This is a genomic window from Zoogloea sp. GDB6 (assembly GCF_056724105.1).
In genome coordinates this window covers 3,010,001-3,035,690 of record NZ_CM161497.1, presented here as the reverse complement: position 1 = coordinate 3,035,690, position 25,690 = coordinate 3,010,001, and the positions used below count along the sequence as shown (strand labels likewise).

General features: G+C 63.4%; 21 protein-coding genes. 12 read left to right on the top strand and 9 right to left on the bottom strand.

Annotated elements, in window-relative coordinates:
- The first annotated feature begins 217 nt into the window (after nucleotides 1-217).
- Nucleotides 218-598, top strand: coding sequence for an RNA recognition motif domain-containing protein (locus AC1PQG_RS13720; RefSeq protein WP_481113828.1), 381 nt, complete (start codon nucleotides 218-220; stop codon nucleotides 596-598).
- 164 nt (nucleotides 599-762) lie between these two features.
- Here AC1PQG_RS13720 and recJ read toward each other — a convergent pair whose 3' ends face one another.
- From recJ to AC1PQG_RS13700, 4 genes are all read right to left on the bottom strand, one after another.
- Nucleotides 763-2,454: a single-stranded-DNA-specific exonuclease RecJ gene (gene recJ / locus AC1PQG_RS13715; RefSeq protein WP_481118406.1), complete on the bottom strand. Its 1,692-nt coding sequence runs from the start codon at nucleotides 2,452-2,454 to the stop codon at nucleotides 763-765.
- The gene (locus tag AC1PQG_RS13710; protein WP_481118405.1) at nucleotides 2,451-3,482 is read right to left on the bottom strand and encodes a hypothetical protein; all 1,032 of its coding nucleotides are present in this window, start codon (nucleotides 3,480-3,482) and stop codon (nucleotides 2,451-2,453) included. Before AC1PQG_RS13710 ends, recJ begins: the two co-directional genes overlap by 4 nt.
- A gap of 140 nt (nucleotides 3,483-3,622) precedes the next feature.
- Complete coding sequence (locus AC1PQG_RS13705) at nucleotides 3,623-4,420, bottom strand: CsgG/HfaB family protein (protein WP_481118404.1); 798 nt, start codon at nucleotides 4,418-4,420, stop codon at nucleotides 3,623-3,625.
- 186 nt (nucleotides 4,421-4,606) lie between these two features.
- On the bottom strand, nucleotides 4,607-6,199 hold the full coding sequence (locus tag AC1PQG_RS13700; protein ID WP_481118403.1) for an SH3 domain-containing protein: 1,593 nt from the start codon (nucleotides 6,197-6,199) through the stop codon (nucleotides 4,607-4,609).
- Nucleotides 6,200-6,360: 161 nt separating this feature from the next.
- Here AC1PQG_RS13700 and AC1PQG_RS13695 point away from each other — a divergent pair, with 161 nt between their 5' ends.
- The 3 genes from AC1PQG_RS13695 to AC1PQG_RS13685 all read left to right on the top strand — a co-directional run bounded on the left by AC1PQG_RS13695 (nucleotide 6,361) and on the right by AC1PQG_RS13685 (nucleotide 10,533).
- A complete protein-coding gene (locus tag AC1PQG_RS13695) occupies nucleotides 6,361-7,614 on the top strand; it encodes a lipoprotein-releasing ABC transporter permease subunit (protein ID WP_481118402.1) in 1,254 nt (417 codons plus the stop codon).
- Nucleotides 7,607-8,305: a lipoprotein-releasing ABC transporter ATP-binding protein LolD gene (gene lolD, locus AC1PQG_RS13690; protein WP_481118401.1), complete on the top strand. Its 699-nt coding sequence runs from the start codon at nucleotides 7,607-7,609 to the stop codon at nucleotides 8,303-8,305. The genes AC1PQG_RS13695 and lolD overlap by 8 nt, the downstream gene beginning before the upstream one ends.
- A gap of 206 nt (nucleotides 8,306-8,511) precedes the next feature.
- On the top strand, nucleotides 8,512-10,533 hold the full coding sequence (locus AC1PQG_RS13685) for a methyl-accepting chemotaxis protein (protein WP_481118400.1): 2,022 nt from the start codon (nucleotides 8,512-8,514) through the stop codon (nucleotides 10,531-10,533).
- A gap of 53 nt (nucleotides 10,534-10,586) precedes the next feature.
- On the opposite strand, the gene AC1PQG_RS13680 is transcribed toward AC1PQG_RS13685, so the two are convergent.
- Entirely contained in the window at nucleotides 10,587-11,687 is a 1,101-nt protein-coding gene (locus tag AC1PQG_RS13680; RefSeq protein WP_481118399.1) for a potassium channel family protein, read from the bottom strand.
- Between the two features lie 2 nt (nucleotides 11,688-11,689).
- Entirely contained in the window at nucleotides 11,690-12,229 is a 540-nt protein-coding gene (locus tag AC1PQG_RS13675) for a DUF2062 domain-containing protein (protein ID WP_481118398.1), read from the bottom strand.
- Between the two features lie 151 nt (nucleotides 12,230-12,380).
- Here AC1PQG_RS13675 and AC1PQG_RS13670 point away from each other — a divergent pair, with 151 nt between their 5' ends.
- The 3 genes from AC1PQG_RS13670 (at nucleotide 12,381) to AC1PQG_RS13660 (ending at nucleotide 16,359) form a co-directional block, all read left to right on the top strand.
- Nucleotides 12,381-14,675 carry a DNA internalization-related competence protein ComEC/Rec2 gene (locus AC1PQG_RS13670; protein ID WP_481118397.1) on the top strand — a complete coding sequence of 765 codons (2,295 nt, stop codon included), beginning with the start codon at nucleotides 12,381-12,383 and terminating at the stop codon, nucleotides 14,673-14,675.
- Nucleotides 14,676-14,743: 68 nt separating this feature from the next.
- A complete protein-coding gene (locus tag AC1PQG_RS13665) occupies nucleotides 14,744-15,673 on the top strand; it encodes an alpha/beta fold hydrolase (protein ID WP_481118396.1) in 930 nt (309 codons plus the stop codon).
- Nucleotides 15,673-16,359 carry a DUF599 domain-containing protein gene (locus tag AC1PQG_RS13660; protein ID WP_481118395.1) on the top strand — a complete coding sequence of 229 codons (687 nt, stop codon included), beginning with the start codon at nucleotides 15,673-15,675 and terminating at the stop codon, nucleotides 16,357-16,359. The genes AC1PQG_RS13665 and AC1PQG_RS13660 overlap by 1 nt, the downstream gene beginning before the upstream one ends.
- Here AC1PQG_RS13660 and msrB read toward each other — a convergent pair whose 3' ends face one another.
- The 3 genes from msrB to ppsR all read right to left on the bottom strand — a co-directional run bounded on the left by msrB (nucleotide 16,360) and on the right by ppsR (nucleotide 18,884).
- Nucleotides 16,360-16,758 (bottom strand): peptide-methionine (R)-S-oxide reductase MsrB, encoded by a 399-nt coding sequence (msrB, locus tag AC1PQG_RS13655; protein ID WP_481118394.1) that lies wholly within the window; start codon nucleotides 16,756-16,758, stop codon nucleotides 16,360-16,362.
- A 72-nt stretch (nucleotides 16,759-16,830) separates the two neighbouring features.
- A complete protein-coding gene (locus AC1PQG_RS13650) occupies nucleotides 16,831-18,000 on the bottom strand; it encodes a DUF2863 family protein (RefSeq protein WP_481118393.1) in 1,170 nt (389 codons plus the stop codon).
- A 59-nt stretch (nucleotides 18,001-18,059) separates the two neighbouring features.
- Complete coding sequence (ppsR, locus tag AC1PQG_RS13645; protein ID WP_481118392.1) at nucleotides 18,060-18,884, bottom strand: posphoenolpyruvate synthetase regulatory kinase/phosphorylase PpsR; 825 nt, start codon at nucleotides 18,882-18,884, stop codon at nucleotides 18,060-18,062.
- A gap of 266 nt (nucleotides 18,885-19,150) precedes the next feature.
- Between ppsR and ppsA the strand changes: the two genes are divergently transcribed.
- The 5 genes from ppsA (at nucleotide 19,151) to AC1PQG_RS13620 (ending at nucleotide 25,447) form a co-directional block, all read left to right on the top strand.
- Nucleotides 19,151-21,517 (top strand): phosphoenolpyruvate synthase, encoded by a 2,367-nt coding sequence (gene ppsA / locus AC1PQG_RS13640; protein WP_481118391.1) that lies wholly within the window; start codon nucleotides 19,151-19,153, stop codon nucleotides 21,515-21,517.
- Between the two features lie 145 nt (nucleotides 21,518-21,662).
- Complete coding sequence (locus AC1PQG_RS13635) at nucleotides 21,663-22,130, top strand: NfeD family protein (protein WP_481118390.1); 468 nt, start codon at nucleotides 21,663-21,665, stop codon at nucleotides 22,128-22,130.
- On the top strand, nucleotides 22,127-22,987 hold the full coding sequence (locus AC1PQG_RS13630; protein ID WP_481118389.1) for an SPFH domain-containing protein: 861 nt from the start codon (nucleotides 22,127-22,129) through the stop codon (nucleotides 22,985-22,987). The genes AC1PQG_RS13635 and AC1PQG_RS13630 overlap by 4 nt, the downstream gene beginning before the upstream one ends.
- A 64-nt stretch (nucleotides 22,988-23,051) precedes the next feature.
- Nucleotides 23,052-24,029 (top strand): ABC transporter permease, encoded by a 978-nt coding sequence (locus AC1PQG_RS13625; protein ID WP_481118388.1) that lies wholly within the window; start codon nucleotides 23,052-23,054, stop codon nucleotides 24,027-24,029.
- On the top strand, nucleotides 24,029-25,447 hold the full coding sequence (locus AC1PQG_RS13620; protein ID WP_481123007.1) for an ABC transporter permease: 1,419 nt from the start codon (nucleotides 24,029-24,031) through the stop codon (nucleotides 25,445-25,447). Before AC1PQG_RS13625 ends, AC1PQG_RS13620 begins: the two co-directional genes overlap by 1 nt.
- Nucleotides 25,448-25,690: the final 243 nt, after the last annotated feature.

Sequence of the window (25,690 nt, the reverse complement as noted above, 5' to 3'; positions counted from 1 at the left end):
GGCGAAATGTGGTGGATGTGGGCTTGTGATGAACCCTACAAGCACCGCGGTCCATTGTCAGGGGCTCCACAATGGCCGTGCGTCATGCCGAAGGAATGCGGTAATACGCCTTGCCTTTTAAGTACAAAAACATTCGACGTCCGCGGAATGCCTTGCTATTGTGTGAGGGCGGACTGTCTCTCGTGGCCGCCATTCTTTTCGAAATGGAGCGCGTCAATTGGGTACTAAGCTTTACGTGGGCAATCTGGCCTACACAGTGGATAAGAGTCGTCTGGAAGAGATTTTTCACGAGTTCGGCACCGTGGCTTCGGCCCAGGTGATCATGGATCGTGAAACCGGCCGCTCCAAGGGGTTTGGCTTTGTCGAGATGGGTTCGGATGACGAGGCCCAGGCAGCGATCGCAGGCGCCAATGGTAAAAATTACGATGGCCGCAACCTCACGGTGAATGAGGCACGCCCGCAGGAGCCGCGTAGCGGTTTCGGCGGACCCCGTCGGGGTCCGGGGGGCGGAGGCGGTGGTGGCGGTTTCGGAGGCGGCGGTGGCCGACGAGGTCCGGGCGGTGGCTCTGGCTTCGGCGGTGGCGGCGGACGTTACTGAACCGTATTCCGAGCAGGCATTTCTTCATGCCGGGTTTCCCGCCCGAGCGTCATAAGGCGGGCGGGAAACTTTCGCGAAGCGCGTAGTACACGTATGGTGCTGTACGCGTTTGGTCTGTGCTGAGAGTCCCCCGATAATGCATTTTCTTCTGTCGGAGGCATCCTTCAGGCGGCTTCGAAATGTTCCAGCATCAGCTGGATGTTCGCGGCACCGTTGTATTCATTGACTGCCAGCCGGAAGGCCGCGTGAATCTGCGGTCCCGCCGAGGTGGTGCAGTTGAACTGGATGGCATCGATCCGCGTGTTGCCCTTGCGCAGCTGGAGCTTGAGGTGCTTGTCTTTCAGGATGCGCTGGTTCTCGACGCGGAAGGTATCGTCGAAGATCGGGGCGGCAAAGCCTTGGCCCCAGATTTCCCGTTCCAGTAGCCTCGCCGTTTCCAGGTTGTAGAGGCTGTCTTCCAGTGCGCCGTCGGTTTCCAGGCTGCGGGTCAGGTCGGCCGGGTCGATCAGCGACTGCACGGCGGCTTCGAACAGACTTTCAAAACGTGCCAGATCGCTCTCGCGGATGGTGAGGCCTGCGGCCATCGCGTGTCCGCCGAACTTCAGGACCAGATCCGGTGCCTGCTTGGTCACCAGATCGAGCGCGTCGCGCAAGTGGAGGCCGGGAATCGAACGCCCAGAGCCTTTCAGCTGTCCTTCGTCGCCACGGGCAAAGGCCACCGTGGGGCGGTGGAACTTCTCCTTGATGCGTCCGGCCAGGATGCCGATTACGCCCTGGTGCCACTCGGGCTGGAACAAGGTCAGCGTGGCCCGGCTGCCCGGGTCGATTCCGTCCAGTTCGAGCATCGCGCCTTCCTGCATCTCCGCTTCTATGCTGCGCCGTTCCCGGTTGAGGCGGTCGAGTTCCTGGGCGATGTTGAGGGCGCGGCCCATGTCATCGGTGATCAGGCATTCGATGCCGAGGGACATGTCGGCCAGGCGGCCGGCGGCGTTGAGGCGCGGGCCCAGCGCAAAGCCCATGTCGAAGGTGGTGGCGCGGGTCGCATCGCGTCCGGCTGCTGCAAAAAGCGCCCGGATGCCCGGTTGCATGCGGTCGGCCCGCATGCGCTGCAGGCCCTGGGACACCAGGATGCGGTTGTTGTGGTCGAGCTTTACCACGTCAGCGACGGTGCCGAGCGCCACCAGGTCGAGCAGTTCGGCCAGATTCGGCTCTGCACGCCCTTGGAAGAGGCCACGGTCGCGCAGTTCGGCACGCAGGGCCAGCATCGTGTAGAACATGACGCCGACGCCGGCCAATGCCTTGCTCGGGAATAGGCAGCCGGGCTGGTTGGGGTTCACGATCACATCGGCTTCGGGCAGCGTGTCGCCCGGCAGGTGGTGGTCGGTGATGACGGTAGCAATACCGTGCTCCCGGGCTGCCGCGACGCCTTCGACGCTGGCGATGCCGTTGTCTACTGTGATCAGCAGGTCGGGCTCCATCTTGGCTGCCAGCTCGACGATGGCGGGCGTCAGCCCGTAGCCGTATTCGAAGCGGTTGGGCACCAGGTAGCCGACTTCGGCGCCAAAGGCGCGTAGCGCACGAATACCGACCGCGCAGGCGGTGGCGCCGTCGCAGTCGTAGTCGGCGACGATAAGCATGCGGGCGCCGGCTTCTATGGCGTCGGCGAGGATCTGCGCCGCATCCTGAACACCTTTCAGCTGCTGGGGCGGAATCAGGGCCTTGAGGCTGTAGTCGAGCTCTTCCCGGTTCTCGATGCCGCGGGCTGCGTAGATGCGGGCCAGCAGCGGATGAGTGCCGGCCTCCAGCAGGTGGGTGATCGCGCGGGTGGGAACAGGGCGGGGGAGAATACGGGTCATGGCGTTTGGGCGGCGGGTTGAGGGGCTGCGGCGAGCACGCTGCCAAGCGTGCGTGGCTTGCGCCAGAACTTCCAGAGTCCGCTCGAGCCGACGTCGAGTTGCAAGGTGTGGCGGTCGTTGGGCACGCTGATGCGGATCGCTTCCAGCTTGCGCGTCTTGAGGTCTGACAGCAACGGGGCGAACCAGTTGGTTTCCAGGGCCTGCAGCGCCCGGCACCAGCCTTCCCGGTCCATATGGAGAAGGGGGCGCTGGAGGTCGTCGATCAGCGCGAGGCCGTTGCCGTCCGGACGGTGGTAATGGTCAGTCGCCGCAGGGCTCAGGCCCGCGTGGCTGGCGAGGCCGCGGGCGAAGGGCTGGTCGGCCTGCAGAGCGTCGAACGGCCGAGAGCCGGAGGCGGCTGCCGTGCCATTGCCCCACAGCCAGACGCCATTGATGGTGCGCTGGCCCCGTTCCTCCCGCGCCGCATTGACTGGGTGGCTGAACAACCAGACTTCAATCTCGTTGGAAAGGCGCGCCCAGCGCGGGACGTCTTCACCTTCGGGGAGGAAGAGTTGCACCGGGCGGCCATTGACGTCGGCAAGGGGATGGAACTCCGGCTGCGGCTCGGCAGCCAGACGGACGTACCAGCGGTCTGGAGCCGGTGCTTCGAAGTGCCCGATGTCCGCGAAAGTCTCGTTCAGCCCATCCATCAGCGCATCGGCTTCCTCGCGTGTGATGTCGAGCCCGCCAGCGTCGTTGAGCAGCAGCGTGTCGCGGGAGAAGTGCAGGTGGACCGGGTCGCAGCACAGCCAGTGACCCTCGGTCGGGGCTGGTGTGCGTTCCCCGAAGCGCCGGAAGCGCGCGTGGGGCAGGCGATCCGTGAGTCCGAAACGTTCAGCCAGTAAGGTTTCCGGCGTGCTGTGCGGCGTCCAGATTGCCTCGGAGAAGCCAAGCAGCTTGGACAGGGTGGGCAGTGCCAGATCGTCGGCGGGATGATGGCCGGGCCCGGTGGGCCAGTCCAGTCCGGGCAGGATCAACTCGAAGTGCATCGGAACATTCGCTGAAAGCTTACCAGCAGCAGGATGCTGCCGCAGGTTTTGCCGCAAGCCGTGGAGGACCGGCATCACGACGGGAGTCCAAAAGTACAAAGCCGGGCGCGAGGCCCGGCTCTCTGGACGCGAAGAGTGCCTTATTTCTTCTTCTTCGTCGACTTGGACTTGGTCGTCGTTGCGTCGTTGCTGCCACCCGTGCTGCCGCCCTGTACGCCGAGCTGGCCGCCGGTGCCGAGGCCGCCCTTCACTTCCTGGGCCTTGTAGTTCTTCACGGCCTTGACCACGTTGTTGTAGGCGTCGGTGAACGCGGCAACGATGACCTTGCCTTCCGCGGTGTTGGTGTAGCCGCCGAGGCCACCACCGAGGCCGCCGCCAAACAGCGCGCCCATGCCGCCGAAGTCCATGTTGCGGGCGCTGCCTTCGGCCGCCACGAGTTGGACGCTGGAGCGGTTGTCGACCATCGTCAGCATGGTGCTGGCTTCCTTGACGTTGATGCTGCCAACGACCGCACCGAGCACGCCGCCACCGATGCCGCCCAGGCCCCCGGTCATGCCGCCCGCGTTGTTGTTGCTGAAGGTGATCGACGGGCTCATGGAGTAGTCGGCGGAGGCCATCTGGCCCTTGCCGAAATTGGAGTTGGAGCGCAGTTCGCCCGACTGCTGCAGGGCGCGTTCCTGCATCATGTTGTTCATCGCGCGGCCGCGCTCGACCACCACGAAACAGTTGGACTGCTGGATCAGCAGCTTGAGCACGGGGACGGTCGAGCCGAGCTTCATCTGCCCGGTGAGCACGCCATACCAGGGGGCTCCGGTGTCTTCCACCACGGCGATCGTGCCGAGGGGCGCTGTACACTTCTCGAGGGTGGAGTTGGCGTTCTGGGAATTGGCGCCGCCGGCCGAACCGGTGGCGGTAGTCTTGGCTTCCTGTGAGCCCATTTGCATGTTTGCACAGCCAGACAAGGCTAGCAGCCCGGCGAGAAGGGCGATTTTGTGACGGTATCCTGCCGAGGTTGAAAGGGCTTTCATGATTTCCCCTGGAGTTTGATGGGTTGAGAACGGGTGCTGAACGTTTTTGTCGTTTCTGCCGAGTATTTTAGCGACTGTGCATGGGCTTATCGAGAATCATTTTGAATGCGCGGCACCAAGCATGGCTGCGCCAAAACGGCTTGAGCAGGCGAGAGCCTGACTCGGACCGAGGTTGCGCGTTTCACTGAATAGACAAGTGCGGCTGCCATCTCCGGACAGGAACTCCTGGGTGAGTTCGTGAATGCCAACTGCATCGGTTCGCAGCAGCGCGGACGGGCCGTCCGAGACAAAGCCCGCGCGCGCCGGTCTACGGATGGCGTCAGCGACAATGACGAGCCATTCGCCATCCTTTTCTGCTGCCAGCGGGATTTCGATGTCGGCGCTGCGTTGAATCGGAGCTTGCTGACTGTTCCCTGCGGGGTAGAGCAGGCGGACGTCGCTGCGGCCGGCCGATAGCACATACACGTAACCCGCTTCGCTGCTGCTCACGCGCAGGCGCGTCGAGCCTGTTGCCGCGGACAGTCGGGTCACGTCGACGCGCCGTTGTTGATCGCGCTGGGCGTGGATGATGCGTAGAAACTGGCGGGCGTCGCGGCTTGGTTGGTCGGAGGGCTGCAGCGCGAGGACGAGATCGCCATTGCCTGCCAAGCCGGGATGCTGAGTGCCAGGGCTGGCGGCGATGCGTTGTCGACTGCAAGAGATCAAGGCATCGCCAGTGAGCAGGCCCGATGGGCTGTCGAAGGCGGGCTCACCGGACAGGCAGGCATGGAGGGCCTGGCTGAAGAGGCCACCAGCCGGTGTGCCACCCGCGTTCTCGTTCGGGCGGCTGGCTGTCAGGATGGCCACGTTGGCTGGGAGGCGGCTGAACTCGCTGCTGGATGGCGTTGCCTTGCAGCCTGGATCAGACAAGGCTCGGGCAAAGCGGGTCGAGATTGTGGTTGCGTTGGGACCGTCACCGCGGCCAGCATCGAGGATCAGGAAGATCTTGTCGGCTTTGCTGGCGAGCAGTTGCAGATGGTGAGCCAGCTCCTCGAAGGAAAAGGCGCTGCCGTCATGGGTCAGGATCGCCTCGCCGCATCGTCCGGATACCTGGCGATGAATGCCGAAGGCAGAAAGGTAGATGAAGGCGCGGTCGCCGTTGCCCATGTGGGCGTCGAGTTCTGCAAAGGCCTGGTGCAATCCGTCCCGGTCGAGTTCGCTATCGGTGCGATAGCGGATGTTGGCGTCGGGCACTCCGCTGAGGCGCGCCATCCCTGCGCCGAGACGGGCGTCGGCTGCACTGCCATCGAGCACGGTGGACGGAGTTCCGGGAGGCTGGCCTATCGTGAGGATCAGCGCATGCTGGCTGGCGCGGGGGAGCGGACGCCATGCGTTGCCACCGGCGCCCGAGGTGGCGAATGTCTGGCTGCGGCCTGGTTCCGCCGCGGCGGTGCGGCTGCGGTCCAGGCTGGTATCCCGGAGCCAACCCGTCCGTCCGCCGGCTGCTTCGACGCGCGTCCAGCCGTTTTGGGCTTCGAGTACCTGAACTTCGGTGCGGCGCGTGACGTCCATAATGCTGTGCGCCGAGATGGAAGGCTGCGTACGCAGGGGCTCGGAGCGGATCAGCTGCGCGCTTTCCGCGTGCCCGGCAAGCGGATGAAGGACGAGGGCTGCGGCGGCCAGCAGGGCAGCAAGGTTGGAAGGTGGCATCACGCGGTGACGGTCGAAGCTCGGGTTGCCGGATTATCGGGGCGAGACGATGACAAATGTAAGGAGATAATTCTCACGCCACGCGCGGGATACCCAGCATCGGCCAACTCCGGCACAATGCGCCCCTGATCCGCTATCCGGTTATCCGGTTGCCCATCCCGATGTCTTACGAATTCCTCGTCGGCCTGCGTTACACCCGCTCCAAACGGCGTGCGCAGGGCCGCAATCGTTTCATTTCCTTCATTTCGCTCGTTTCCATGCTGGGCATCGCCCTCGGCGTGGCGGCGCTCATCGTCGTGCTGTCGGTGATGAACGGCTTCCAGCGTGAACTGCGTACGCGCATCCTGGGGGTTGCGTCCCATGTGCAGGTGACGGGTTTCGACGGCGAGCTGGCCAGTTGGCAGCGGGTTGCCGACGAGGCCACCAAGCATCCGCGGGTCAAGGCGGCGGCGCCCTTCGTGCAGGCCCAGGGCATGCTGTCCTTCGACCAGACCGTGCAGGGCACGCTGGTCCGCGGGGTGTTACCGGATGCCGAGGACAAGGTGGCCGATTTCGCGCAGCACATGCGCGCCGGGCGGCTCGACGACCTGCAGCCCGGCGGCTTCGGCATCGTGCTCGGTGCCGATCTGGCGCGGGCGCTGCGGGTGTCGGTCGGCGACAAGGTCACGCTGATCGCGCCGCAGGGGCTGGTCACGCCGGCGGCGATCCTGCCGCGCCTGAAGCAATTCCGGGTGGTGGGGATTTTCGAGGTCGGCATGTACGAGTACGACTCCAGTCTGGCTTTGATTCACCTGCAGGACGCCCAGACCTTGTATCGCATGGACGACAGGGTGTCGGGCGTGCGCTTGAAGGTCGATGATCTCTTCGAGGCACCGCGGGTGGCACGTGAATTGGTCAAGTATGTGGATGCGGACCTGCTGGTGTCCGACTGGACCCGCAGCCACGCCAATTTCTTCCGTGCGGTGCAGATCGAGAAGAACGTGATGTTCATCATCCTGTTGCTGATCGTCGCGGTGGCGGCTTTCAATATCGTGTCCACGCTGGTGATGGCGGTGCAGGACAAGCAGGCCGACATTGCCATTCTGCGCACGCTGGGGGCGAGCCCGGGCTCGATCATGAGCATCTTCGTGATCCAGGGGGCGTTGATCGGCTTCATCGGGCTGGCCATCGGTGTGATCGGTGGGGTCACCCTGGCGCTCAACATTGATGTGGTTGTACCGGCCATCGAACGGACCTTCGGTATCCAGTTCCTTGCGAAAGACGTGTATTACATTTCCGACCTGCCGTCCGAGCTACTGTGGTCGGACGTGATCGCCATCACCGTGGTGTCCTTCGTGCTGACGCTGGTGGCGACGCTCTACCCGAGCTGGCGTGCATCGCGCCTCAACCCTGCGGAGGCCCTGCGCTATGAATGACGTGACCAAGCCGCGCACGGTGCTGGAGTGCAAGGGGCTGTCCAAGTCCTTCCGGGAAGGCGCCGATGCGCTGGAGGTGCTGCGGGACGTGAGCCTGTCGGTGGAGCGCAGCGAGCGCTTGGCCATTGTCGGCTCCTCGGGCTCGGGCAAGAGCACACTGCTGCACCTGCTGGGCGGGTTGGATGTGCCGTCGGCTGGCGAAGTGCGCTTGCTCGGCAGGAATTTCTCGACCATTTCCGATGCGGAGCGGGGGCGCCTGCGCAACCAATCCCTTGGTTTCGTGTATCAGTTTCACCACCTGCTGGCGGAGTTCTCTGCGGTGGAGAACGTTGCCATGCCCTTGTTCGTGCGGCGCATGGACAAGGAAGAAGCTATGGCACAGGCGATGGAAACCCTCAAGGCGGTGGGCCTTGGGCATCGCCTTGACCACACGCCCGGCGAACTGTCGGGCGGCGAGCGCCAGCGCGCCGCTATTGCCCGGGCGCTGGTGACGCGGCCGGCCTGCGTGCTGGCCGACGAGCCGACCGGTAATCTCGACCGCCAGACTGCAGAGAAGGTCTTCGGCCTGATGCTCGAACTGGCCGAGGAGCAGGGAACTAGCTTCGTCATCGTCACGCATGACACACAGCTGGCTGCCAGGGCCAGCCGCGTCCTGCAACTGCGCGACGGGATTCTCGGCGCCTCCGACTGAGCGCTGTCGGACTGCCCGCAGGGCCGATCGAAGCCGGGTTGCCTCTCGCAGCCCGGATATCGCTTCAATCTGTTCAAGTCTTTTCTAGACTGAATAACCCATTGCGTTATCTGTAGTCCCGTAATTCAAGGGCTGCAGGGTTCTGGCCGATAAAAGGGGCGTGGCAGGCGGCACTCCGGCTGCCAACCAGATTTCCAGGAGTCAGCATGAAAGCTTTTTTTTCACCAGCCGTGAGCATGCTCAACCGCATGCGCTATCCGGCCAAGTTCACGCTGTTGGGCCTGATCGCCTTTCTGGTGGTCGGTTTCCTGCTGGCTCAGTTGACCGTTTCCCTGCGTGCCGACATCGTCTTCACGGAAAAGGAACTGGGTTCGATGGACGGGGTGCCGCGGGTGCTCAAGCTCATCGAGCTGGTGCAGCAGCATCGCGGCCTGTCTTCCGGCGTGCTGAATGGCAACGAGGAGTTACGGCCGCGTCTGCAGAAGAAGACGGAGGAGGTCGTGGCGGCAGTCGTGGCGGCAGAGAGCGTGCTTGCCGCTGATGCGGCGCCGTCGGCCAGCAAGCGCTGGACGGAGGTCAAGACGGCCTGGGAGGTGATCCGTGGCGGCGGCCTGCAGATGCCCCCGCGGGAGAACCTGCAGGCCCATACCGCGATGATCCGCAAGATCGTGCTGACGCTGCATGACCTGGGTGACGACGGCAACCTGGCCCTTGATCCGTCCCCGGACACCTACTACCTGATCGATAACATGCTGCGGCGGGTGCCGGATGTTTCCGAGCGTCTCGGCCGGTTGCGTGCACTGGGTACTGGCGCGCTGGCGGCGAAGAGCGTGGATGAACAGCGGCGTTTCGACATCAGCTCCCAGTTGGGCGAGCTGAACATGGCGGTGACCGACCTGAACGAGAACTTCGACCGTTCGGGCATTGCTAATCGTCATATCCAGGGCGCGCTGGATGCGTTGCGCAAGGAACTCAACGCGGGAACCTCCGACGTGATCGACCAACTTCAGAACCATCTTCTGAAAGGGGATTACGAGATGGCCGCGCCGGCCTATTTCGACATGGTCACCAAGAGCATCGACATCGTGTTTGCCAAGACCTACCAGGACCTGATTCCCGAGGCGAGGGGCTTGCTGGTCGCTCGCTTGGCTGCGTCGGAGAAGAAATTCATGCTGGCGGCGGTCCTGTCGTGCACATCGCTGCTGGTCTTGCTCTATTTGTCGATGGCCTTCTGCCTGTCGGTGATGCAGTCGGTGAGCGAGTTGCGGGCCGGCGCCAGGGAATTGGCTGCGGGTAACCTGCGTGAGCGCATCACGCTGTCGGCTCGGGATGAACTGCACCTGGTGGCGGACCAGTTCAACGAGATGGCCCAGGCCTTCTCGGACGTGATCACCAAGGTCCAGCGCGGCGCCAACGATGTGGCTGCGTCCGCGGTATCGCTGGCCAGTTCTGCATCCCAGGTATCGAACGGTTCGGATCAGCAGAGCGCGGCCGCCTCCAATATGGCGGCGGCGGTCGAGGAGATGACCGTCGGCATCGAGGAGATCGCCAGCAGTGCATCGTCGGCGGAGGGTATTTCTGCGGAGTCCGGGCGCCTGTCTGCGGAAGGGGGCGCCGTCGTGGCCAGAACGGTGGCCGAGATGGAGCGGATTTCCGTGTCGGTGCGCGAGTCCGCTGACGTGATCCAGGACCTCGGCGACCAGTCGGCGAAGATTTCCGCCATCGTCAATTCCATCAAGGAGATTGCCGATCAGACCAATCTGCTGGCCCTCAATGCGGCGATCGAGGCGGCGCGTGCCGGCGAGACCGGCCGGGGCTTCGCGGTGGTGGCCGATGAGGTGCGGAAGCTGGCTGAGCGGACGGCCAAGGCCACCGATGAGATTACCGGCATGGTCGCGGCCATTCAGCAGGGCACCAGCCGTGCAGTGGACACCATGCAGGGCGGTGTCGTGCGGGTGCAGGAGGGGGTGGAGCTGGCGGGCCAGGCCGGAGCGTCGATGGACCAGATCCGCGCCGGTGCTAATCAGGTGGTGGCCGCGGTGACGGATATTTCGTCGGCCTTGCGGGAGCAGGGTGCGGCAAGTACCGACATCGCCCGCAACGTGGAACAGATCGCCCAGATGGCCGAGCAGAATTCGGCTGCGGTGCGGGAAACGGCCAATACGGCGCGTCGTCTTGAAAACCTGGCCCAGCAGCTACGGGCCGAGGTCTCCCACTTCCATATCTGAAACCTGCTGCAGCGGCAGGGTGTGTGCGCCGCTGCAGCCGTCCTTGAGGGTTCTTACTCCGGCAGCAGCGCGCCCTCCAGTTCTTGTCGTCCGAGAGGGGAGGCCATCGCGATCACGTATTGCCCCGGTTCGAGCATGAATTCCTTCGGTGGATTGAAGACGAAATCGCTGCCGCGGCGAACGGCAAGCATTACGTAGTTGGGGCTGCGCAGGCGTAGGGTCTCCAGCGCACGGGGTTCGAACCGCTCCGGCACCTCGACCTCCTCGAGGCGCAGCTTGTGCTCGGAGCGCAGCATTTCGTCCAGAAACGACACCACGTGCGGGCGGATCATGCTGGACGCGATCCGCATGCCGCCCGTGAAGTCCGGCGAGATCACGCTGTCTGCACCTGCCTTGCGCAGTTTTTCGGCATTGCGCACCTCGTGGCAGCGCGCCACGATCCGGATACCCGGATTGAGCTGCTTGGCGGTGAACACGATCATCAGGTTGCGGCTGTCGTCGCCGGTGACGGCGAACAGACCGCGGGCATCCTGGATGCCCGCTGCCAGCAGTAGGTCGTCGTCGGAGGCGTCGCCTCCCAGGTAGATCAGGCCAGGCAGGCGTTCCCGCTGGGCTTCCAGGGCGGCTTCGTCGGCGTCGATGGCGACGTAGTGCCGGTGGGTTGTGGTCAGCTCGTTGGCCACGTTGCGCCCCACGCGACCGAAGCCGCAGATGATGAAATGCTGATGCAGTTTGTGGACCTGCTTTTCCATGCGTCGTCTCCGCAGGGTGTAGTCGAGATCGCTCTCGAGGAAAAAGACGGTGAGGCTGGTGAACAGGAAGGTCACAGCGCCAAAGCCGGCCAGGGCGATGAGGCCGGCAAAGAGCCGCGCGGCAAAGCCGTCGATCGGTACAACCTCGCCATAGCCGACAGTCGTGACCGTAATCAGCGTCATGTAGATGGCGTCGGACAAGTTCGCCTTGTCGCCGCCGGCCCAGTAGAAGCCCACGGTGCCGAGGAGGATCAGCCCGATCAGCACACCTGCCGCGTAGTAGATGCGCAGCAGGATGCGCGGCAACTGGCTGGTTCGGCTGGACGGTTTCTTGGGATGGTGTCGTCGCCGCAGATGGAGGTGCTGGCGCAATCGCCGCAGCAGCGCGAGAACGATGGACATCTTCATGGCCGGTGTGCCCGCCGCTTGTGCCACTGGTGGATCAGGTAGGTCCGCCAGGCAAGACGAGTCAGCAGGTAGCCCGAAAAGGCCAGCACGAAGGCCAGTACGATGAGTCCGATCGCCAGCGGACGGCCAAGGCCGATGAGCCAGTGGGTCAGATCGATCATCCAGGCGATCAGGCCGGCTGAGCCCCATTCTGGCGGCTGGGTGAATTGGCCCACTCCAGGGCCAAGAACCCATTCACCGATCGAGAACGCGGCAATGTAGATCGGGACGATGGTGAAGGGGTTGGTGTACAGCGTGGTGAACAGGGCAAGGGGCAGGTTGACCCTGAACAGCAGGCAGCAGATCGCTGCGCCGAGCATCTGGAACGGCCCCGGGATCAGGCCGCAGAACAGCCCGACGGCAATTGCGCCGGCCGCCGAGTGACGGTTGAGGTGCCACAAGCGTGGGTGGAACAGGGTCGAGCCAAAGGGGGCAAGCCAGCGGTTGGCGGCCAGCGACGCGTGGTCCGGCAGATGGCGCTTCAGCAGTCGTCGCATTTTCTTGTTATTCGTCTCGGGCCGGGCCCTTCTCCTCAGGACTGAATTCTAGCTGACGTCAGCCCCCTTGGTGTTTGCTCCGCTTCTCGCTAAATTGCGGCTCATGCGGATTATGTCTATTGGATTTTTTGCGGGAATTCTCGGTTGCCAGATGGCAGCCGTGCTGCCGTCGTCGGAGGGTGTCCAGGGGCTTCTCCTCGGTGCGGCCGCCGGTTTTCTCCTCGCTGCGGTCGTCGCGTGGTTGCGAATGCCGGCGGTCGCCAAAGCGCTACTGTTGCTGGCGACCGTTCTGGCCGGATGGGGCTTTGCGGCCTGGCGTGCAGAACTGCGCCTGGCCGACTCCCTGCCGATGGCGCTCGAAGGGCAGGACGTGACGGTGACGGGGGTGGTCGCCGGCCTGCCGCAGGACTTCGAGCGGGGGCTGCGCTTCACGTTTCGTGTCGAGAGTGGCGTGGAGGGTGTGCCGGAAATGCTGTCGCTGGCCTGGTACAAGGGCTTTCGTGACGACGAATGGCACACGCTGCCGGCCCTTCACGCCGGCGAGCGATGGCGGCTGACCGTCCGTCTCAAGCGCCCCCACGGCAACGTCAACCCCCACGGTTTCGATTACGAAGGCTGGTTGCTGGAGCAGGGGATCCGGGCCACCGGCTATGTGCGCCCGGATAGGGCGAATCTACGTTTGGATGCCTTCGTGCCGGGGATCATGAACCTCGTCGAGCGCTCTCGGGAGCACATCCGGGCGCGTTTCCAGGAGGCCTTGCCCGACGCTGAGTACAGGGGCGTGCTGCTCGCGCTGGCGATCGGTGATCAGCGGGCGATCAGTCAGGAGCAATGGCAGATCTTTGCCCGCACGGGGATAGCGCACCTGGTGGCCATTAGCGGTGCCCACGTCACGATGCTGGCGGCCTTGGTGGCCGGGGCATTGGGGTGGGCCTGGCGGCGCTGCCCGTGGCTGGCATTGCGCTGGCCGGCCCAGCAGGCCGCGGTGCTGGCCGGTTTTTTGGCGGCCTTTGGGTATTGTCTGCTGGCCGGTTGGGGCGTACCGGCCCAGCGTACGCTGTACATGCTCGGCTGCGTTGCGCTGGCCCTGTTGCTGCGTCGGGAGACCGAGCCGAGCCGAGTGCTGGCTTTCGCGTTGCTGGTCGTCCTGCTCATCGATCCCTGGGCGATTCTGGCGGCGGGCTTCTGGCTGTCCTTCGGCGCGGTGGCCCTGCTGTTGCTGGTCGGCAGCGGGCGTCTGCGTACCGCCGGTTGGCTGCACGAGGGGCTGCGCGCCCAGTGGGCGGTGACGCTGGGGTTGGTCCCGGCTTTGCTGGTGTTGTTCCAGCAGTTCTCGTTGGTATCACCGCTGGCGAACGGCATTGCCATTCCGCTGATCAGTTTCATCGTCACACCGCTGGCCATTGCCTATGCACTTGTGCCGCTGCAGATGTTCGCTGACTTGGCGCACATGGCGCTGGCGGCGACGATGGTGCCGATCGAGTGGCTGGCGGAATTTCCGATGGCCCGGTGGCAACAGGCAGCTCCACCCCCGGAGTTGGCCGTTCTCGCCACTCTGGGTTGCCTGTGGGCGCTGCTGCCGCGAGGAACGCCCGTGCGTTGGCTGGGTCTGGCGATGTTGGTGCCCATGGTGATGTGGACACCACCGCGGCCACCGCCGGGCGAGGCCTGGGTTGCCGTGCTGGACGTGGGGCAGGGCCTGGCGGTGCATGTGCAGACGGCCAACAGCGACCTGATCTATGACACCGGCCCGGCTTTTTCCGCAGATGCGAACAGCGGGGAGCGGATCCTGTTGCCCTATCTGCGCGCAATGGGCGTGCGCCGGCTCGATACGTTGGTGGTGACGCATCAGGACAACGACCATGCCGGCGGCGCGGAGGCCGTGCTGGCGGGTATCCCGGTCGGAGCGGTGCTGTTCTCCCTACCGGAGAATCACCCCGTACGCCTGATCGCCGACCACAGGGGCCGCGCCTGCGCGGCGGGGCAGGGATGGGAGCAGGATGGCGTGCGCTTCTCGGTGCTGCATCCCGTTGGCGGTAGTGTCCCGCGGAAGAGCAATGACGCGTCCTGCGTGCTGCAGGTGGAGGCGGGGGGACGCCGAGTGCTGCTGAGCTCCGACATCGAGGCAGTCTCCGAAGCTGGGTTGCTCGGACGCAACCCAGCCGCGCTGGCCAGCGATGTGGTGGTGGCGCCCCATCATGGAAGCCGGACTTCCTCCACGCCGGCCTTCATCGCAGCCACTTCCCCGCATTGGGTGATCTTCCCGGTGGGCTATCGCAACCGCTTCCGCCATCCGAATCCTGAAGTCTGGGCGCGCTGGGCAGCCAGCGGCGCCCGCCTGTTGCGGACGGATGCCAGCGGCGCCGTCCGGATCCGGCTGGGGGCCGGAGAGGTGCAGGTGGACGCGGCCCGTGAGGCCTTTCCACGCTATTGGCACGGGCGATGAGGGTCGATGGCCGATGGTGAATGTTATCCTTGGGCCATTCCCAGTCAGTGAGCGAAGCGGGTTTTACCATGAGCATTTTCGAGCCTTATCGCCGCCTGCTTGCCCCCTTGCAGGTCGTACCTTCCGATTCCGCCACCACGCTCTCCCTCGAGCCCCGGCTCCGCAGCGTGCAGTGCGCCTCGCCCCATGGGCTGCACCGGATGGCCTATACCGAATGGGGCGATCCGGACAATCCCCGTGTGGTGTTGTGCGTGCATGGCCTGACCCGTAATGGACGCGATTTCGATGATCTGGCCCGTGCATTGGCCACCCACTATCGGGTCGTGTGTCCGGACGTGGTCGGGCGCGGGCAGAGCAGTTGGTTGCCGGTGAAGGCCGATTACCAGTTGCCGACCTATGTGGCGGACATGGTGACGCTGATCGCCCGCCTCGACGTCGAGACCGTGCATTGGGTCGGGACGTCCATGGGGGGGCTGATTGGCATGGTGCTGGCCAGTCTGCCGGATAATCCGATCCGACGCTTGGTGCTGAATGATGTGGGGCCGGTTCTGCCCGCGGAGTCCCTGCTCCGCATCGGGCAATATGTGGGGCAGGCACCGGTCTTCCCCAGCTACGAGACAGCCGAGGCCTACGTGCGGGCGGTCAGTGCGCCCTTCGGACACCTCAGCGACGCTCAGTGGCGTCATCTGACCGAACCGTCCGTCAAACAGGTGGATGGGGGCTGGGCCATGCGTTACGACCCGGCGATCGGAGATGCTTTCCGCGACCCGCAGATGGCGGATGTGAATCTGTGGCCGATCTATGAAGCCATCGGCTGCCCCACGCTGGTCCTGCGCGGGGCGGATTCCGACCTGTTGTTGCCGGATACTGCACGCCAGATGGGCGTACGGGGCCCGCGGGCGCGGGTTGTCGAGATTCCGGATGTGGGCCATGCGCCGACCCTGATGGATTCGGCCCAGATCGCGCCGATCCGTGACTTCCTGCTGAAGGCGTGTTGATGCAGGGCGCGTGGTTGACGGCCTTCAGCGTCGTGGATTGGATCGCGGTGAGCTGGTTCATCTTCTGCTGGACCGGTTACGGCTGGCTCGTCGAGCACGGCCCTGGCGGCACGATGCGCGGCCTGATGGGGGCCAGCCACGCCTTCCGTCTGGAATGGGGCCGGCAGATGTTGCGCCGCGAGGTGCGTGTGGCGGACTCCGGGCTGGTCGGCAACCTGATGCAGAACGTGTCCTTCTACGCCAACACCACGATCTACGTGATCGCCGGATTGCTAGCGCTGCTCGGCACGATGGACAAGCTGATCGATGCTGCGTCCGACCTGCCGTTTGCCCGGCATGTGTCGCGGGAGGTGTGGGAGGTCAAGCTATTGCTGCTGCTGATGGTCTTCGTGGTGGCCTACTTCAAGTTCACCTGGTCGCTGCGGCAGTTCAACATGCTGTCCATCCTGATCGGTGCGGCGCCGCCGCCGGGGGAGGGCACGGAAGAGGACGTGCAGCGCTTCGCCAAGGTGAACTCCCTGGCGGGGGATGAGTTCAACCGCGGCATCCGGGCCTATTACTTCGGCCTGGCCGCGGTGTTCTGGTTCGTACACCCATGGCTGTTCTTCGCGGTGACGAGCTTCATCGTGCTGGTCTTGTACCGGCGCGATTTCCTGTCCCACACCTACTCGGCGATGCGTGCCTGATCAGCTGTCCTGCTCGAGCTTTACCGAGACGGAGTTGATGCAGTAGCGCAGCCCGGTGGGGGCCGGGCCATCTTCGAATACATGCCCGAGGTGCGCCCCGCAGTTGTGGCACAACACTTCGGTGCGCAGCATGAAGTGGCTGCGGTCCTCGGCCTCTTCGACGTTCTCCGGGGCTGCCGCGGTATGGAAGCTCGGCCAGCCGCAGCCGGAGTCGTACTTGTGCTCGGACGAGAACAGGTCGGCGCCGCAGCAGGTGCACACGTACTTGCCCTGTTCGTGGCAGTCCCAGTAACGGCCTGTAAAGGCGCGCTCGGTGCCCTTCTGGCGAGTGACGACGTATTCCTCGGGGGACAACTGGGCGCGCCATTCGGCGTCGGTCTTTTCGATCTTGTGGCTCATGGATGTCTCCGGTGGGGGATGCCGGATGGAGCGTCCGACGAGCGGGAAGGCTCCCACCCGTCGGGTGGGCGGTCAGTGCAGGTGCTTGGGCATCTGCTCGGCCTGCTCCTCTGGCAGTTCGGCATGTACGGCTTCGCCTTCGGGCGAGGGGTACATGGGGGCGCCGCAGTCGTCGCAGTATTCCATCGGGAACTCGTTGTCGAGGGTCAGGATGTCGGTGATGCCGCAGGCACGCAGTGTGGCCTCGATCTGGCCCAGGGTTTCGACGCTCTCGTCCTCGGCGCCGAGAAGTGGCCACACCACGCCGTGCACCACGTCGCTTTGCCCGCGCAGGGTGAAGCCGATGCGGAACTCCTCCACCTGGCGCTCGAAGAAGGGCGCTACGACAGCCCGCAGACTGGCGGCCGGCGCGTCCATCGTAGTGCTGAGAAAGGCGACCGAAGCCTGGATGGAGTAGGGGCGGGACATCTTGTCCGCCTCGCGGCTGGCGGCGAAGTAGGCGTCCGGCAGGACGACTTCGAAGGCGCAGCCGGTGAGCAGCGGGGTGATGCAGGCGCCGCCCTGGGCGCGCCACTGTTCCAGGGCCTGGTCGCGGGTGCAGTCCTCTTCCTGCCAGCGGAAGATCGGGGCGCCCTTCGGGACGATGACCGCGCCGAGTATGTAGCGATTGTCGGACAGGAACTGGGCGGTTTCCGGCAGGTTGTCGGTCTTGATGTGCAGGTCGCTGTCGCTCTCAGCGGCCCGGCCGATATGGGTGGCCAGATCGGCGGTGGCGCAGTAGCCCTGCGGCAGCTGGTCGGGGCTGAACAGGAAGTCGGCGAGGGCCAGCTTGACGCCGTTGGCCAGCACGTGGGCCTTGAGCTGTACGCGCAGGTTGGCCATCACGGCGGCTGCGATCGGCGCTGCCGGAATACGGTAGCGGGACCAGGCCATCACCGGCACGGCGATCAGCAGCACGTCCTGCTGGTCGTCGGACTTGAGGGCGCCTTCGGCCCGCGACTCGATCATGTCGGCGAGTTCGTCGTAGGCATGGACGCTGGCCGTGCTGAGGTGGTCGAGGGCCGTCGTCAGGGTGTCCTCGTCTTCGGCGCTCAAAAAATGATCCACCGCGGCGGCCAGGCGCAGGTCCCAGAAGTGGTCTTCGGCGCGGCTGCTCGAATCGGCAAGACCGTTGGCGAGCCACAGCAATTGTTCGGCGTCCCGCGGCAGTCCGCCGCGACGCCCGAGTCGATTACGTTTCATCGGGGGCTCTCCGTGTAGTTATGGATTGGACAGTGGACGTCCGTTGGGGATTCCCGGTCTCAATAGGTGAGGGGATCGATGCGCACTTCCTGCAGGATGATGGTGGAGATTTCTTCGATGGACTTGGTGGTCGAGTCGAGCCACTTGATGCCTTCGCGCTTCATCATGCGCTGGGCTGCTTCGATTTCCGCCAGACAGTTGTCGATCGATGCGTAGCGGCTGTTGGGGCGGCGCTCCTGGCGGATCTGGGACAGGCGATCCGGGCCGATGGTGAGGCCGAACAGCTTGTGGCGGAAGCGGGAAAGCTCGCCGGGCAGCTTGTTGCGTTCGAAATCTTCGGGAATCAGCGGATAGTTGGCCGCCTTGATGCCGAACTGCATCGCGAGGTAAAGGCTGGTCGGCGTCTTGCCGGAGCGGGAGACGCCAACGAGGATCACATCGGCCTCGGCGAGGTCCGTATTGGAGACGCCGTCGTCGTGGGCCAGCGTGAAGTTGATGGCCTCGATGCGTTTCTTGTAGTCCTGGCTGTCGGCAATGCCATGGAAGCGCCCGGCCGCGTGGGTGGAGCGCTGTCCGAGTTCGTTCTCGAGAGGCTCGATGAACTTCTCGAACAGGTCGAGGAACAGCGCGTCGGCTTCGCGCAGCGCGGCAACGGCTTCCGGATCCACCAGCGTGTTGAAGACAATGGGCCGCAGGCCGCTCTCGATGGCCGCATCCCGAATCTTGAGTGCGCAGTCGCGGGCCTTCTCCGGGGAGTCGATGAAGGGCATGCGGTGATTACGGAAACGGGATTCCGGAAACTGCGCGAGAAGACTGTGGCCAAGGGTCTCGGCCGTGATGCCTGTTCCGTCGGAAATGAAGAATACGGGGCGGGTCTGAGTCATGAACGTGCCAACAGGGAAAAGGACATGTTTGTCGGCCGGGAGGCCGAGGGCAGGTCTGCATCTTATCCCATTCTGACCGTTGGGCTCCGTTTGAGCCCCGGATGCGCCGGCCCCCCCGATTGCCCTGGTATGCATTCCGCCTGAAGTGGGTATGGTTAGGATAAACCCTGCATGCGGCAGGGCAACAAAACGACTTACAATACGGCCCGACGACGTGAGTCGCCCAGATTTACTTTCTTCATTACCTCCCCAGGATGAGTCCTTTTATGGCCCGTAACGTCATTCCTTTCCAAGAGCTGCGCATGTCCGATGTCGAGCAGGTCGGCGGCAAGAACGCCTCCCTCGGCGAAATGATCAGCCAGCTGCCGTCCAGCGTACGCGTTCCCGGTGGCTTTGCCACCACGGCAGCCGCCTACCGCGAGTTCCTGTCCCATCAGGGCCTGGCGGAGCGCATCAGCGGCGCACTCGAAAGCCTGGACGTGGATGACGTGGTTGCTCTGGCAAAGACCGGCGCCCAGATCCGCGAGTGGATCGTCGATACCCCGTTCCCGCCGGCCCTCGAGGCCGAGATCAAGGCCGCCTACGAGCAGCTCACCGCTGAAGGCGACGGCAGCTTCGCTGTGCGTTCCTCCGCGACCGCCGAAGATTTGCCCGATGCGTCTTTCGCCGGCCAGCAGGAATCCTTCCTGAACATCCACGGCTACGAAAACATCCTGCACGCCATCAAGGAAGTGTTCGCGTCGCTCTATAACGACCGCGCCATCGCCTACCGCGTGCACAAGGGCTTCACCCACGCTGAAGTTGCCCTGTCTGCTGGCGTGCAGCGCATGGTGCGCTCCGACATCGGTGCTTCTGGCGTGATGTTCACGATGGATACCGAATCCGGCTTCGACGGCGTGGTGTTCATCACCGCCTCCTACGGCCTCGGCGAAACCGTCGTGCAAGGTGCCGTGAATCCGGACGAGTTCTATGTTCACAAGGCCACCCTGGCTGAAGGCAAGCCGGCGATCATCCGCCGCAACCTGGGCTCCAAGCTGATCAAGATGGTCTTCGCCGACAAGAAGGAAGCCGGCAAGTCCACCCGCACCATCGACGTTGCCGAAGCCGAGCGCAATGTTTACTCGCTGACCGACGAAGACGTGCTGGAACTTGGCCGCTACGCGTCCATCATCGAAAAGCACTACGGTCGTCCGATGGACATCGAGTGGGGCAAGAGCGGTGACGACGGCAAGCTGTACATCCTGCAGGCTCGTCCGGAAACCGTGAAGAGCCAGCAGTCCGGCCACGTGATGGAAAAGTATCGCCTCAAGCAATACAGCAAGTCCATCACCCATGGTCGCGCCATCGGCCAAAAGATCGGTGCCGGCCACGTCCGCATCGTCAAGGACGCCTCCGAGATGGATCGTGTGAAGGCTGGCGACATCCTCGTCACCGACATGACCGATCCGAACTGGGAGCCGGTGATGAAGCGCGCTTCCGCCATCGTGACCAACCGCGGCGGCCGTACCTGTCACGCGGCGATCATCGCCCGTGAGCTGGGCATCCCGGCCATCGTTGGTTGCGGCAACGCCACCGAAGTGCTGGAAGAGAACGACGAAGTCACCGTGTCCTGCGCCGAAGGCGATACTGGCTATGTGTACCGCGGCAAGCTGGACTTCGAAGTGGTCACCACCGACATGGGCAACCTGCCCGACATCCCGGTGAAGATCATGATGAACGTCGGCAACCCGGAGCTGGCCTTCGAGTTCGCGCAGATCCCGAACGGCGGTGTCGGCCTGGCCCGTCTCGAGTTCGTGATCAACAACATGATCGGTATCCACCCAAAGGCGATCCTCGAGATCAACCAGGTGCCGGCCAGCCTGCGTACGGAAATCACCCGCCGCTCCCGCGGCTATGCCACGCCGAAGCAGTTCTTCATCGAGAAGCTGGTGGAAGGCGTCGCCACCATCGCCGCGGCCTTCTATCCGAAGCCCGTGATCGTCCGCCTGTCCGACTTCAAGTCGAACGAGTACCGCAAGCTGCTGGGCGGCGAGATCTACGAGCCGGAAGAAGAAAACCCCATGCTGGGCTTCCGTGGCGCGTCCCGCTACATCGCCCACAGCTTCCGTGACTGCTTCGAGCTCGAGTGCGCAGCGATGAAGAAGGTGCGCAACGAACTTGGCCTGACCAACGTTCAGCTGATGGTGCCCTTCGTGCGCAATCTGGACGAAGCCAGGGGCGTCGTCGAGCTGCTGGCCGAACACGGCCTGAAGCAGGGCGAGAACGATCTCAAGCTGATCATGATGTGTGAGATCCCGTCCAACGCGCTGCTGGCTGACCAGTTCCTGGAGATCTTCGATGGTTTTTCCATCGGCTCCAACGACCTGACCCAGCTGACTCTCGGTCTGGACCGCGACTCCGGTCTGGTGGCGCACTCCTTCGACGAGCGCGATCCTGCGGTCAAGCAACTGCTCTCGATGGCCATCCAGAGCGCTAACAAGCTCGGCAAGTATGTCGGCATCTGCGGCCAGGGCCCGTCCGACCACGCCGACTTTGCGGAATGGCTGATGGACGAAGGTATCCAGACCATCTCTCTCAACCCGGATACGGTTGTGGATACGTGGCTGAAGCTGGCTGCCCACAGCCAGGCTTGATGCCGACTTCCTGTCGTGTTTGACCGAAAAGGCCGGGGTAACCCGGCCTTTTTGCATTCTGGGGCTGCTCCCTGTGGTCAGGAGTCATGCGCCTCTGATAGTGTCGCGATACGGACGTCATCGTTACGGCAGGCGAGGAGGGGGCATGGGGTTCGAGTGGTGGCACTGGATCGTGTTGGGAATTGCGCTGGTGATCGCCGAGCTGGTGGTGCCGGCATTCTTTGTCATCTGGTTCGGCCTCGGTGCGCTGCTTGTCGGGCTGGTCCTGACGCTGCTGCCAGCCTTGGGAATGACGGTCCAGCTGGCCCTGTGGATTCTCGCGTCGCTGGCAATGGTGGTGTTGTGGTTCCGCGTCTTCAAACGGAGCGATCACAAGACCCGTATCGGGCAGTCGGATGGGGACTCCATCGGTGAGGTGGGAATGATGTCGAAGCCGGCTGCGCCCTTCGAGCGCGGCCGCGTGCGCTTCCAGAAACCCTTGCTGGGTTCGGATGAGTGGGAGTGCGTGGTGGATGAGCCCGTCGCGGCAGGCGAGCGTGTCAGGGTCATGGCGGTGGAGGGGAGTTTCCTCAGGGTAGAGAAGGCGAATTCGCTTCAGGAGAGAAGTCAATGAGTGCAGCTTTTGTCGTGGTCCTGGCCGTTCTGGTCTTTGTCGTCGTTACCATCGCCAAGGGGGTTCGCATCGTGCCGCAGGGCGAAGAGTGGATCGTCGAGCGTCTCGGGAAGTACTTCGGGACACTGAAGCCCGGCCTCAACATCATCATTCCCTACCTGGATCAGGTGGCCTACAAGTTGGTGACCAAGGACATCATCCTCGACGTCCAGGAGCAGGAGGTCATCACCCGGGACAACGCCGTCATCCTTACCAATGCGATCGCCTTCATGAAGGTGACCGACCCCGTGAAGGCAGTCTATGGCGTCACGGATTTCTCCGAGGCGATCCGCAACATGATCATGACGACCCTGCGATCGATCATCGGCGAGATGGAGCTCGACGAAGCCCTGTCCAGTCGGGACAAGATCAAGGCGCGGCTGCGCGAGAGCATTGCCGATGAAGCGGTGGATTGGGGGCTGACCGTCAAGTCGGTGGAGATTCAGGACATCAAGCCGTCGCCCTCGATGCAGAAAGCCATGGAGCAGCAGGCGTCCGCCGAACGGGAGCGCAAGGCCGTCGTGACCCGCGCCGAGGGGGCGAAGCAGGCCGCGATTCTTGAGGCAGAAGCGCGTCTCGAGGCATCCAAGCGCGATGCAAATGCGCAGGTGATGCTCGCGGAGGCATCGGCTGAGGCGATCCGCCGTGTGAGTGCGGCCGTGGGGGCCGAGACTGCACCGATGCTTTTCCTGCTCGGCGAGAAGTACATTGCGTCCCTGGAGCGCCTTGGCTCTTCCGAAAGCGCCCGGGTCGTCGTCCTGCCGGCCGATTTGCAGGAGGCGGTACGTGGCTTGATCGGCGGTGTGATCCGGCACTGATGGCGCCGATGATTTGCATTGGGGGAATTTTCCAAGGGCGGCCACCCCTGTAGGATAGGCGCCCATGTTTGCATACATCGTTCGACGGCTGCTGTACGCGCCCCTGATCCTCATCGGGGTCAATCTGTTCACCTTCGCGCTGTTCTTCGTCGTGAATACGCCTGATGACATGGCCCGGATGCAACTGGGGGGCAAGCGGGTGACGCCGGAGGCGATTGAGCGCTGGAAAGTGGAGCGCGGCTACGACAAGCCGTTGTTCGTGAACAACGCTGCAGCTGGAGTGGGGCGTTTCATCGAGACGGTCTTCTTCGAGAAGTCGCTGCGGATGTTCGTTTTCGACTTCGGCCGCGCGGATGACGGGCGCGATATCGCGAAGGAGATCCAGGATCGAATGGGGCCGTCGCTTGCGATTGCGCTGCCGACGTTCGTGCTGGGATTGTTCGTGACGGTCGCGTTGGCGCTGCTGCTCGTGTTCTTCCGTGCCTCTTACCTGGATTTCTGGGGTGTCGTGTTGTGTGTCGGCATGATGTCGATATCCGGCTTGTTCTACATCATCGGCGGGCAGTGGCTCGTTTCGAAGGTCTGGCATCTCGTGCCGATTTCCGGCTATGGGGCGGGGGTGGATGTAGCGCGCTTCTTGGTGCTGCCCGTCGTGATCGGCGTGGTTGCCGGTGTCGGCGGCAGTGCCCGTTGGTACCGGACCATCTTCCTTGAGGAGGCGGGGAAGGACTATGTGCGTACCGCGCGCGCCAAGGGGCTGTCGGAATTGCAGGCTCTTTTCAGACATGTCCTGAAGAATGGGATGATTCCGATCCTGACAGGTGTTGTGGTGGTCATTCCGTCTTTGTTCATGGGCAGTCTGCTTTATGAGTCCTTCTTCGGGATTCCGGGGTTGGGGAGCTACACGATCGATGCGATCAATGCGCAGGATTTCCTTGTGGTTCGGGCAATGGTTTTCATCGGTGCCCTGCTGTACATCATGGGGCTGATCCTGACGGATCTTTCCTATACGCTGGTTGATCCGCGGGTGAGGCTCGAATGATGTCTTTTCAGCCCATCTTGCTGTGGACCGATGCGCTTTTGTTTGTCTTGTTTGTCGGCGTGTTGTTGGCACTGATGCGGGCTCGAGGCAGTGAGCAGATGTGTGCCGCATGGCGCAGAGTGGGAGAGAGCAATGCTGGCATGGTGTCTCTCACTCTGCTGATGCTGTTTCTGATGGTGGGTTTGGCTGACAGCCTGCATTACCGTTCCCGCCTTGCCCCGGTGGGGGATGCGGCTGGGGTGACGAACAAGCGGGTGCTGTCGACGGAAGTATTGAGCCTCTTCGACGCGATGGCGGCGCCTTTGCGCGCGCGGGTGGAGAAGACTTATTCCGCACCCTTGGCCTATATCCTGTTCGCCAAGGAAACGCAGGAGGGCGCAGACGGAGTGCAGCGAAGGGATTTCCCCCGCTTGAAGTTCGGTGGTGCGGACCTGCAATATCCTGAGGATGATTACGCAGGTGACGTATTTGGGCGGATCGGGATTGGGGTGGCGATAGCGGCCGGTGCTTGGGCAGCCTTTGCTGCAGTGCTAGTCGCAATCGTGGCGCGCTCGCGCAAGGTGCCTGTGGGAGCTGCCTGGCGGGCCATCTGGAGAGGAAAGGGTGGTCTGGCGTGGCGCTCCGTGCTAGCAACAATGGGTGTCGTGCTGTTCGTGGTGGGGCCGTTGCTGGCTTTGGCCATGGAATACCATGTCTTCGGTACGGACAAGGTGGGGCGGGATGTCTTCTATCTGGCCTTGAAGAGTATTCGGACAGCGTTGGTCATCGGAACGCTGACAACGCTGGTTACGCTGCCCTTGGCTGTAGTCCTTGGCATCATGGCGGGCTATCTCGGCGGATGGGTTGATGACGCAATTCAGTATGTCTACACCGTCCTTAATTCGATTCCGGGAGTGTTGCTGATCGCAGCTGCCGTACTGATGATGCAGGTGGTCATAGATACCCATCCGAATTGGTTCGAGACCGCAGCAGATCGCTCCGATGCACGGCTCCTCGCTCTGTGCGTCATTCTTGGAATGACGAACTGGACAGGCCTTTGTCGGCTACTGCGTGGTGAGACCCTGAAATTGCGTGAGTCGGAGTATGTGCAGGCTGCTCGGGCATTCGGTGTGTCGGCAGCGAGAATCCTCTATCGCCACCTCCTGCCCAACCTGCTTCATCTGGTCTTGATCTCTCTGGTCATGGACTTCTCCGGTCTGGTGCTTGCCGAGGCAGTTCTTTCCTACGTTGGGATTGGCGTGGATCCGGAAACGATCAGCTTCGGCACGATGATCAACGCCGCGCGGATGGAATTGGCTCGAGAGCCCATGGTCTGGTGGAGCTTGATTGCAGCGTTTTGCTTCATGTTTGTGCTGGTACTCGTCGCCAATCTATTCGCGGATTGCGTAAGAGATGCGTTCGCCCCCCGTGCGAGCTGACGTTCTGTCATCTCCTGACCGATAGCGAGTGCTGGACTGGTACGGGATGATCGCAGCTTTGGAATTAAGCTTGGCTGAGTGAAGCTGCCATGATGAGCGGAGTCCGCTCATGAGCTAGCTGCCTGTGGTCTCGCAAAGTGAGATCCAGCTGCCTTTCGACGCGCGCTGTTGTGCGGTTTGCAGCCAGATGAGCTCCTTTGATGTATGTGAAGTGGCAGTCGGTGAGGCGTCCATTGGCGTCCC

What these genes read in the sequence shown, in the direction of transcription:
- AC1PQG_RS13620 (WP_481123007.1), top strand. Translation starts at nt 24,029, where the DNA reads ATGTCTTTTCAGCCCATCTTGCTGTGGACCGATGCGCTTTTGTTTGTC.
- AC1PQG_RS13630 (WP_481118389.1), top strand. Translation starts at nt 22,127, where the DNA reads ATGAGTGCAGCTTTTGTCGTGGTCCTGGCCGTTCTGGTCTTTGTCGTC.
- recJ (WP_481118406.1), bottom strand. Translation starts at nt 2,454, where the DNA reads ATGACCCGTATTCTCCCCCGCCCTGTTCCCACCCGCGCGATCACCCAC.
- ppsA (WP_481118391.1), top strand. Translation starts at nt 19,151, where the DNA reads ATGGCCCGTAACGTCATTCCTTTCCAAGAGCTGCGCATGTCCGATGTC.
- AC1PQG_RS13665 (WP_481118396.1), top strand. Translation starts at nt 14,744, where the DNA reads ATGAGCATTTTCGAGCCTTATCGCCGCCTGCTTGCCCCCTTGCAGGTC.
- ppsR (WP_481118392.1), bottom strand. Translation starts at nt 18,884, where the DNA reads ATGACTCAGACCCGCCCCGTATTCTTCATTTCCGACGGAACAGGCATC.
- AC1PQG_RS13680 (WP_481118399.1), bottom strand. Translation starts at nt 11,687, where the DNA reads ATGTCCATCGTTCTCGCGCTGCTGCGGCGATTGCGCCAGCACCTCCAT.
- AC1PQG_RS13710 (WP_481118405.1), bottom strand. Translation starts at nt 3,482, where the DNA reads ATGCACTTCGAGTTGATCCTGCCCGGACTGGACTGGCCCACCGGGCCC.
- AC1PQG_RS13670 (WP_481118397.1), top strand. Translation starts at nt 12,381, where the DNA reads ATGGCAGCCGTGCTGCCGTCGTCGGAGGGTGTCCAGGGGCTTCTCCTC.
- msrB (WP_481118394.1), bottom strand. Translation starts at nt 16,758, where the DNA reads ATGAGCCACAAGATCGAAAAGACCGACGCCGAATGGCGCGCCCAGTTG.
- AC1PQG_RS13675 (WP_481118398.1), bottom strand. Translation starts at nt 12,229, where the DNA reads ATGCGACGACTGCTGAAGCGCCATCTGCCGGACCACGCGTCGCTGGCC.
- AC1PQG_RS13695 (WP_481118402.1), top strand. Translation starts at nt 6,361, where the DNA reads ATGTCTTACGAATTCCTCGTCGGCCTGCGTTACACCCGCTCCAAACGG.
- AC1PQG_RS13685 (WP_481118400.1), top strand. Translation starts at nt 8,512, where the DNA reads ATGAAAGCTTTTTTTTCACCAGCCGTGAGCATGCTCAACCGCATGCGC.
- AC1PQG_RS13660 (WP_481118395.1), top strand. Translation starts at nt 15,673, where the DNA reads ATGCAGGGCGCGTGGTTGACGGCCTTCAGCGTCGTGGATTGGATCGCG.
- AC1PQG_RS13700 (WP_481118403.1), bottom strand. Translation starts at nt 6,199, where the DNA reads ATGCCACCTTCCAACCTTGCTGCCCTGCTGGCCGCCGCAGCCCTCGTC.
- AC1PQG_RS13625 (WP_481118388.1), top strand. Translation starts at nt 23,052, where the DNA reads ATGTTTGCATACATCGTTCGACGGCTGCTGTACGCGCCCCTGATCCTC.
- lolD (WP_481118401.1), top strand. Translation starts at nt 7,607, where the DNA reads ATGAATGACGTGACCAAGCCGCGCACGGTGCTGGAGTGCAAGGGGCTG.
- AC1PQG_RS13650 (WP_481118393.1), bottom strand. Translation starts at nt 18,000, where the DNA reads ATGAAACGTAATCGACTCGGGCGTCGCGGCGGACTGCCGCGGGACGCC.
- AC1PQG_RS13635 (WP_481118390.1), top strand. Translation starts at nt 21,663, where the DNA reads ATGGGGTTCGAGTGGTGGCACTGGATCGTGTTGGGAATTGCGCTGGTG.
- AC1PQG_RS13705 (WP_481118404.1), bottom strand. Translation starts at nt 4,420, where the DNA reads ATGGGCTCACAGGAAGCCAAGACTACCGCCACCGGTTCGGCCGGCGGC.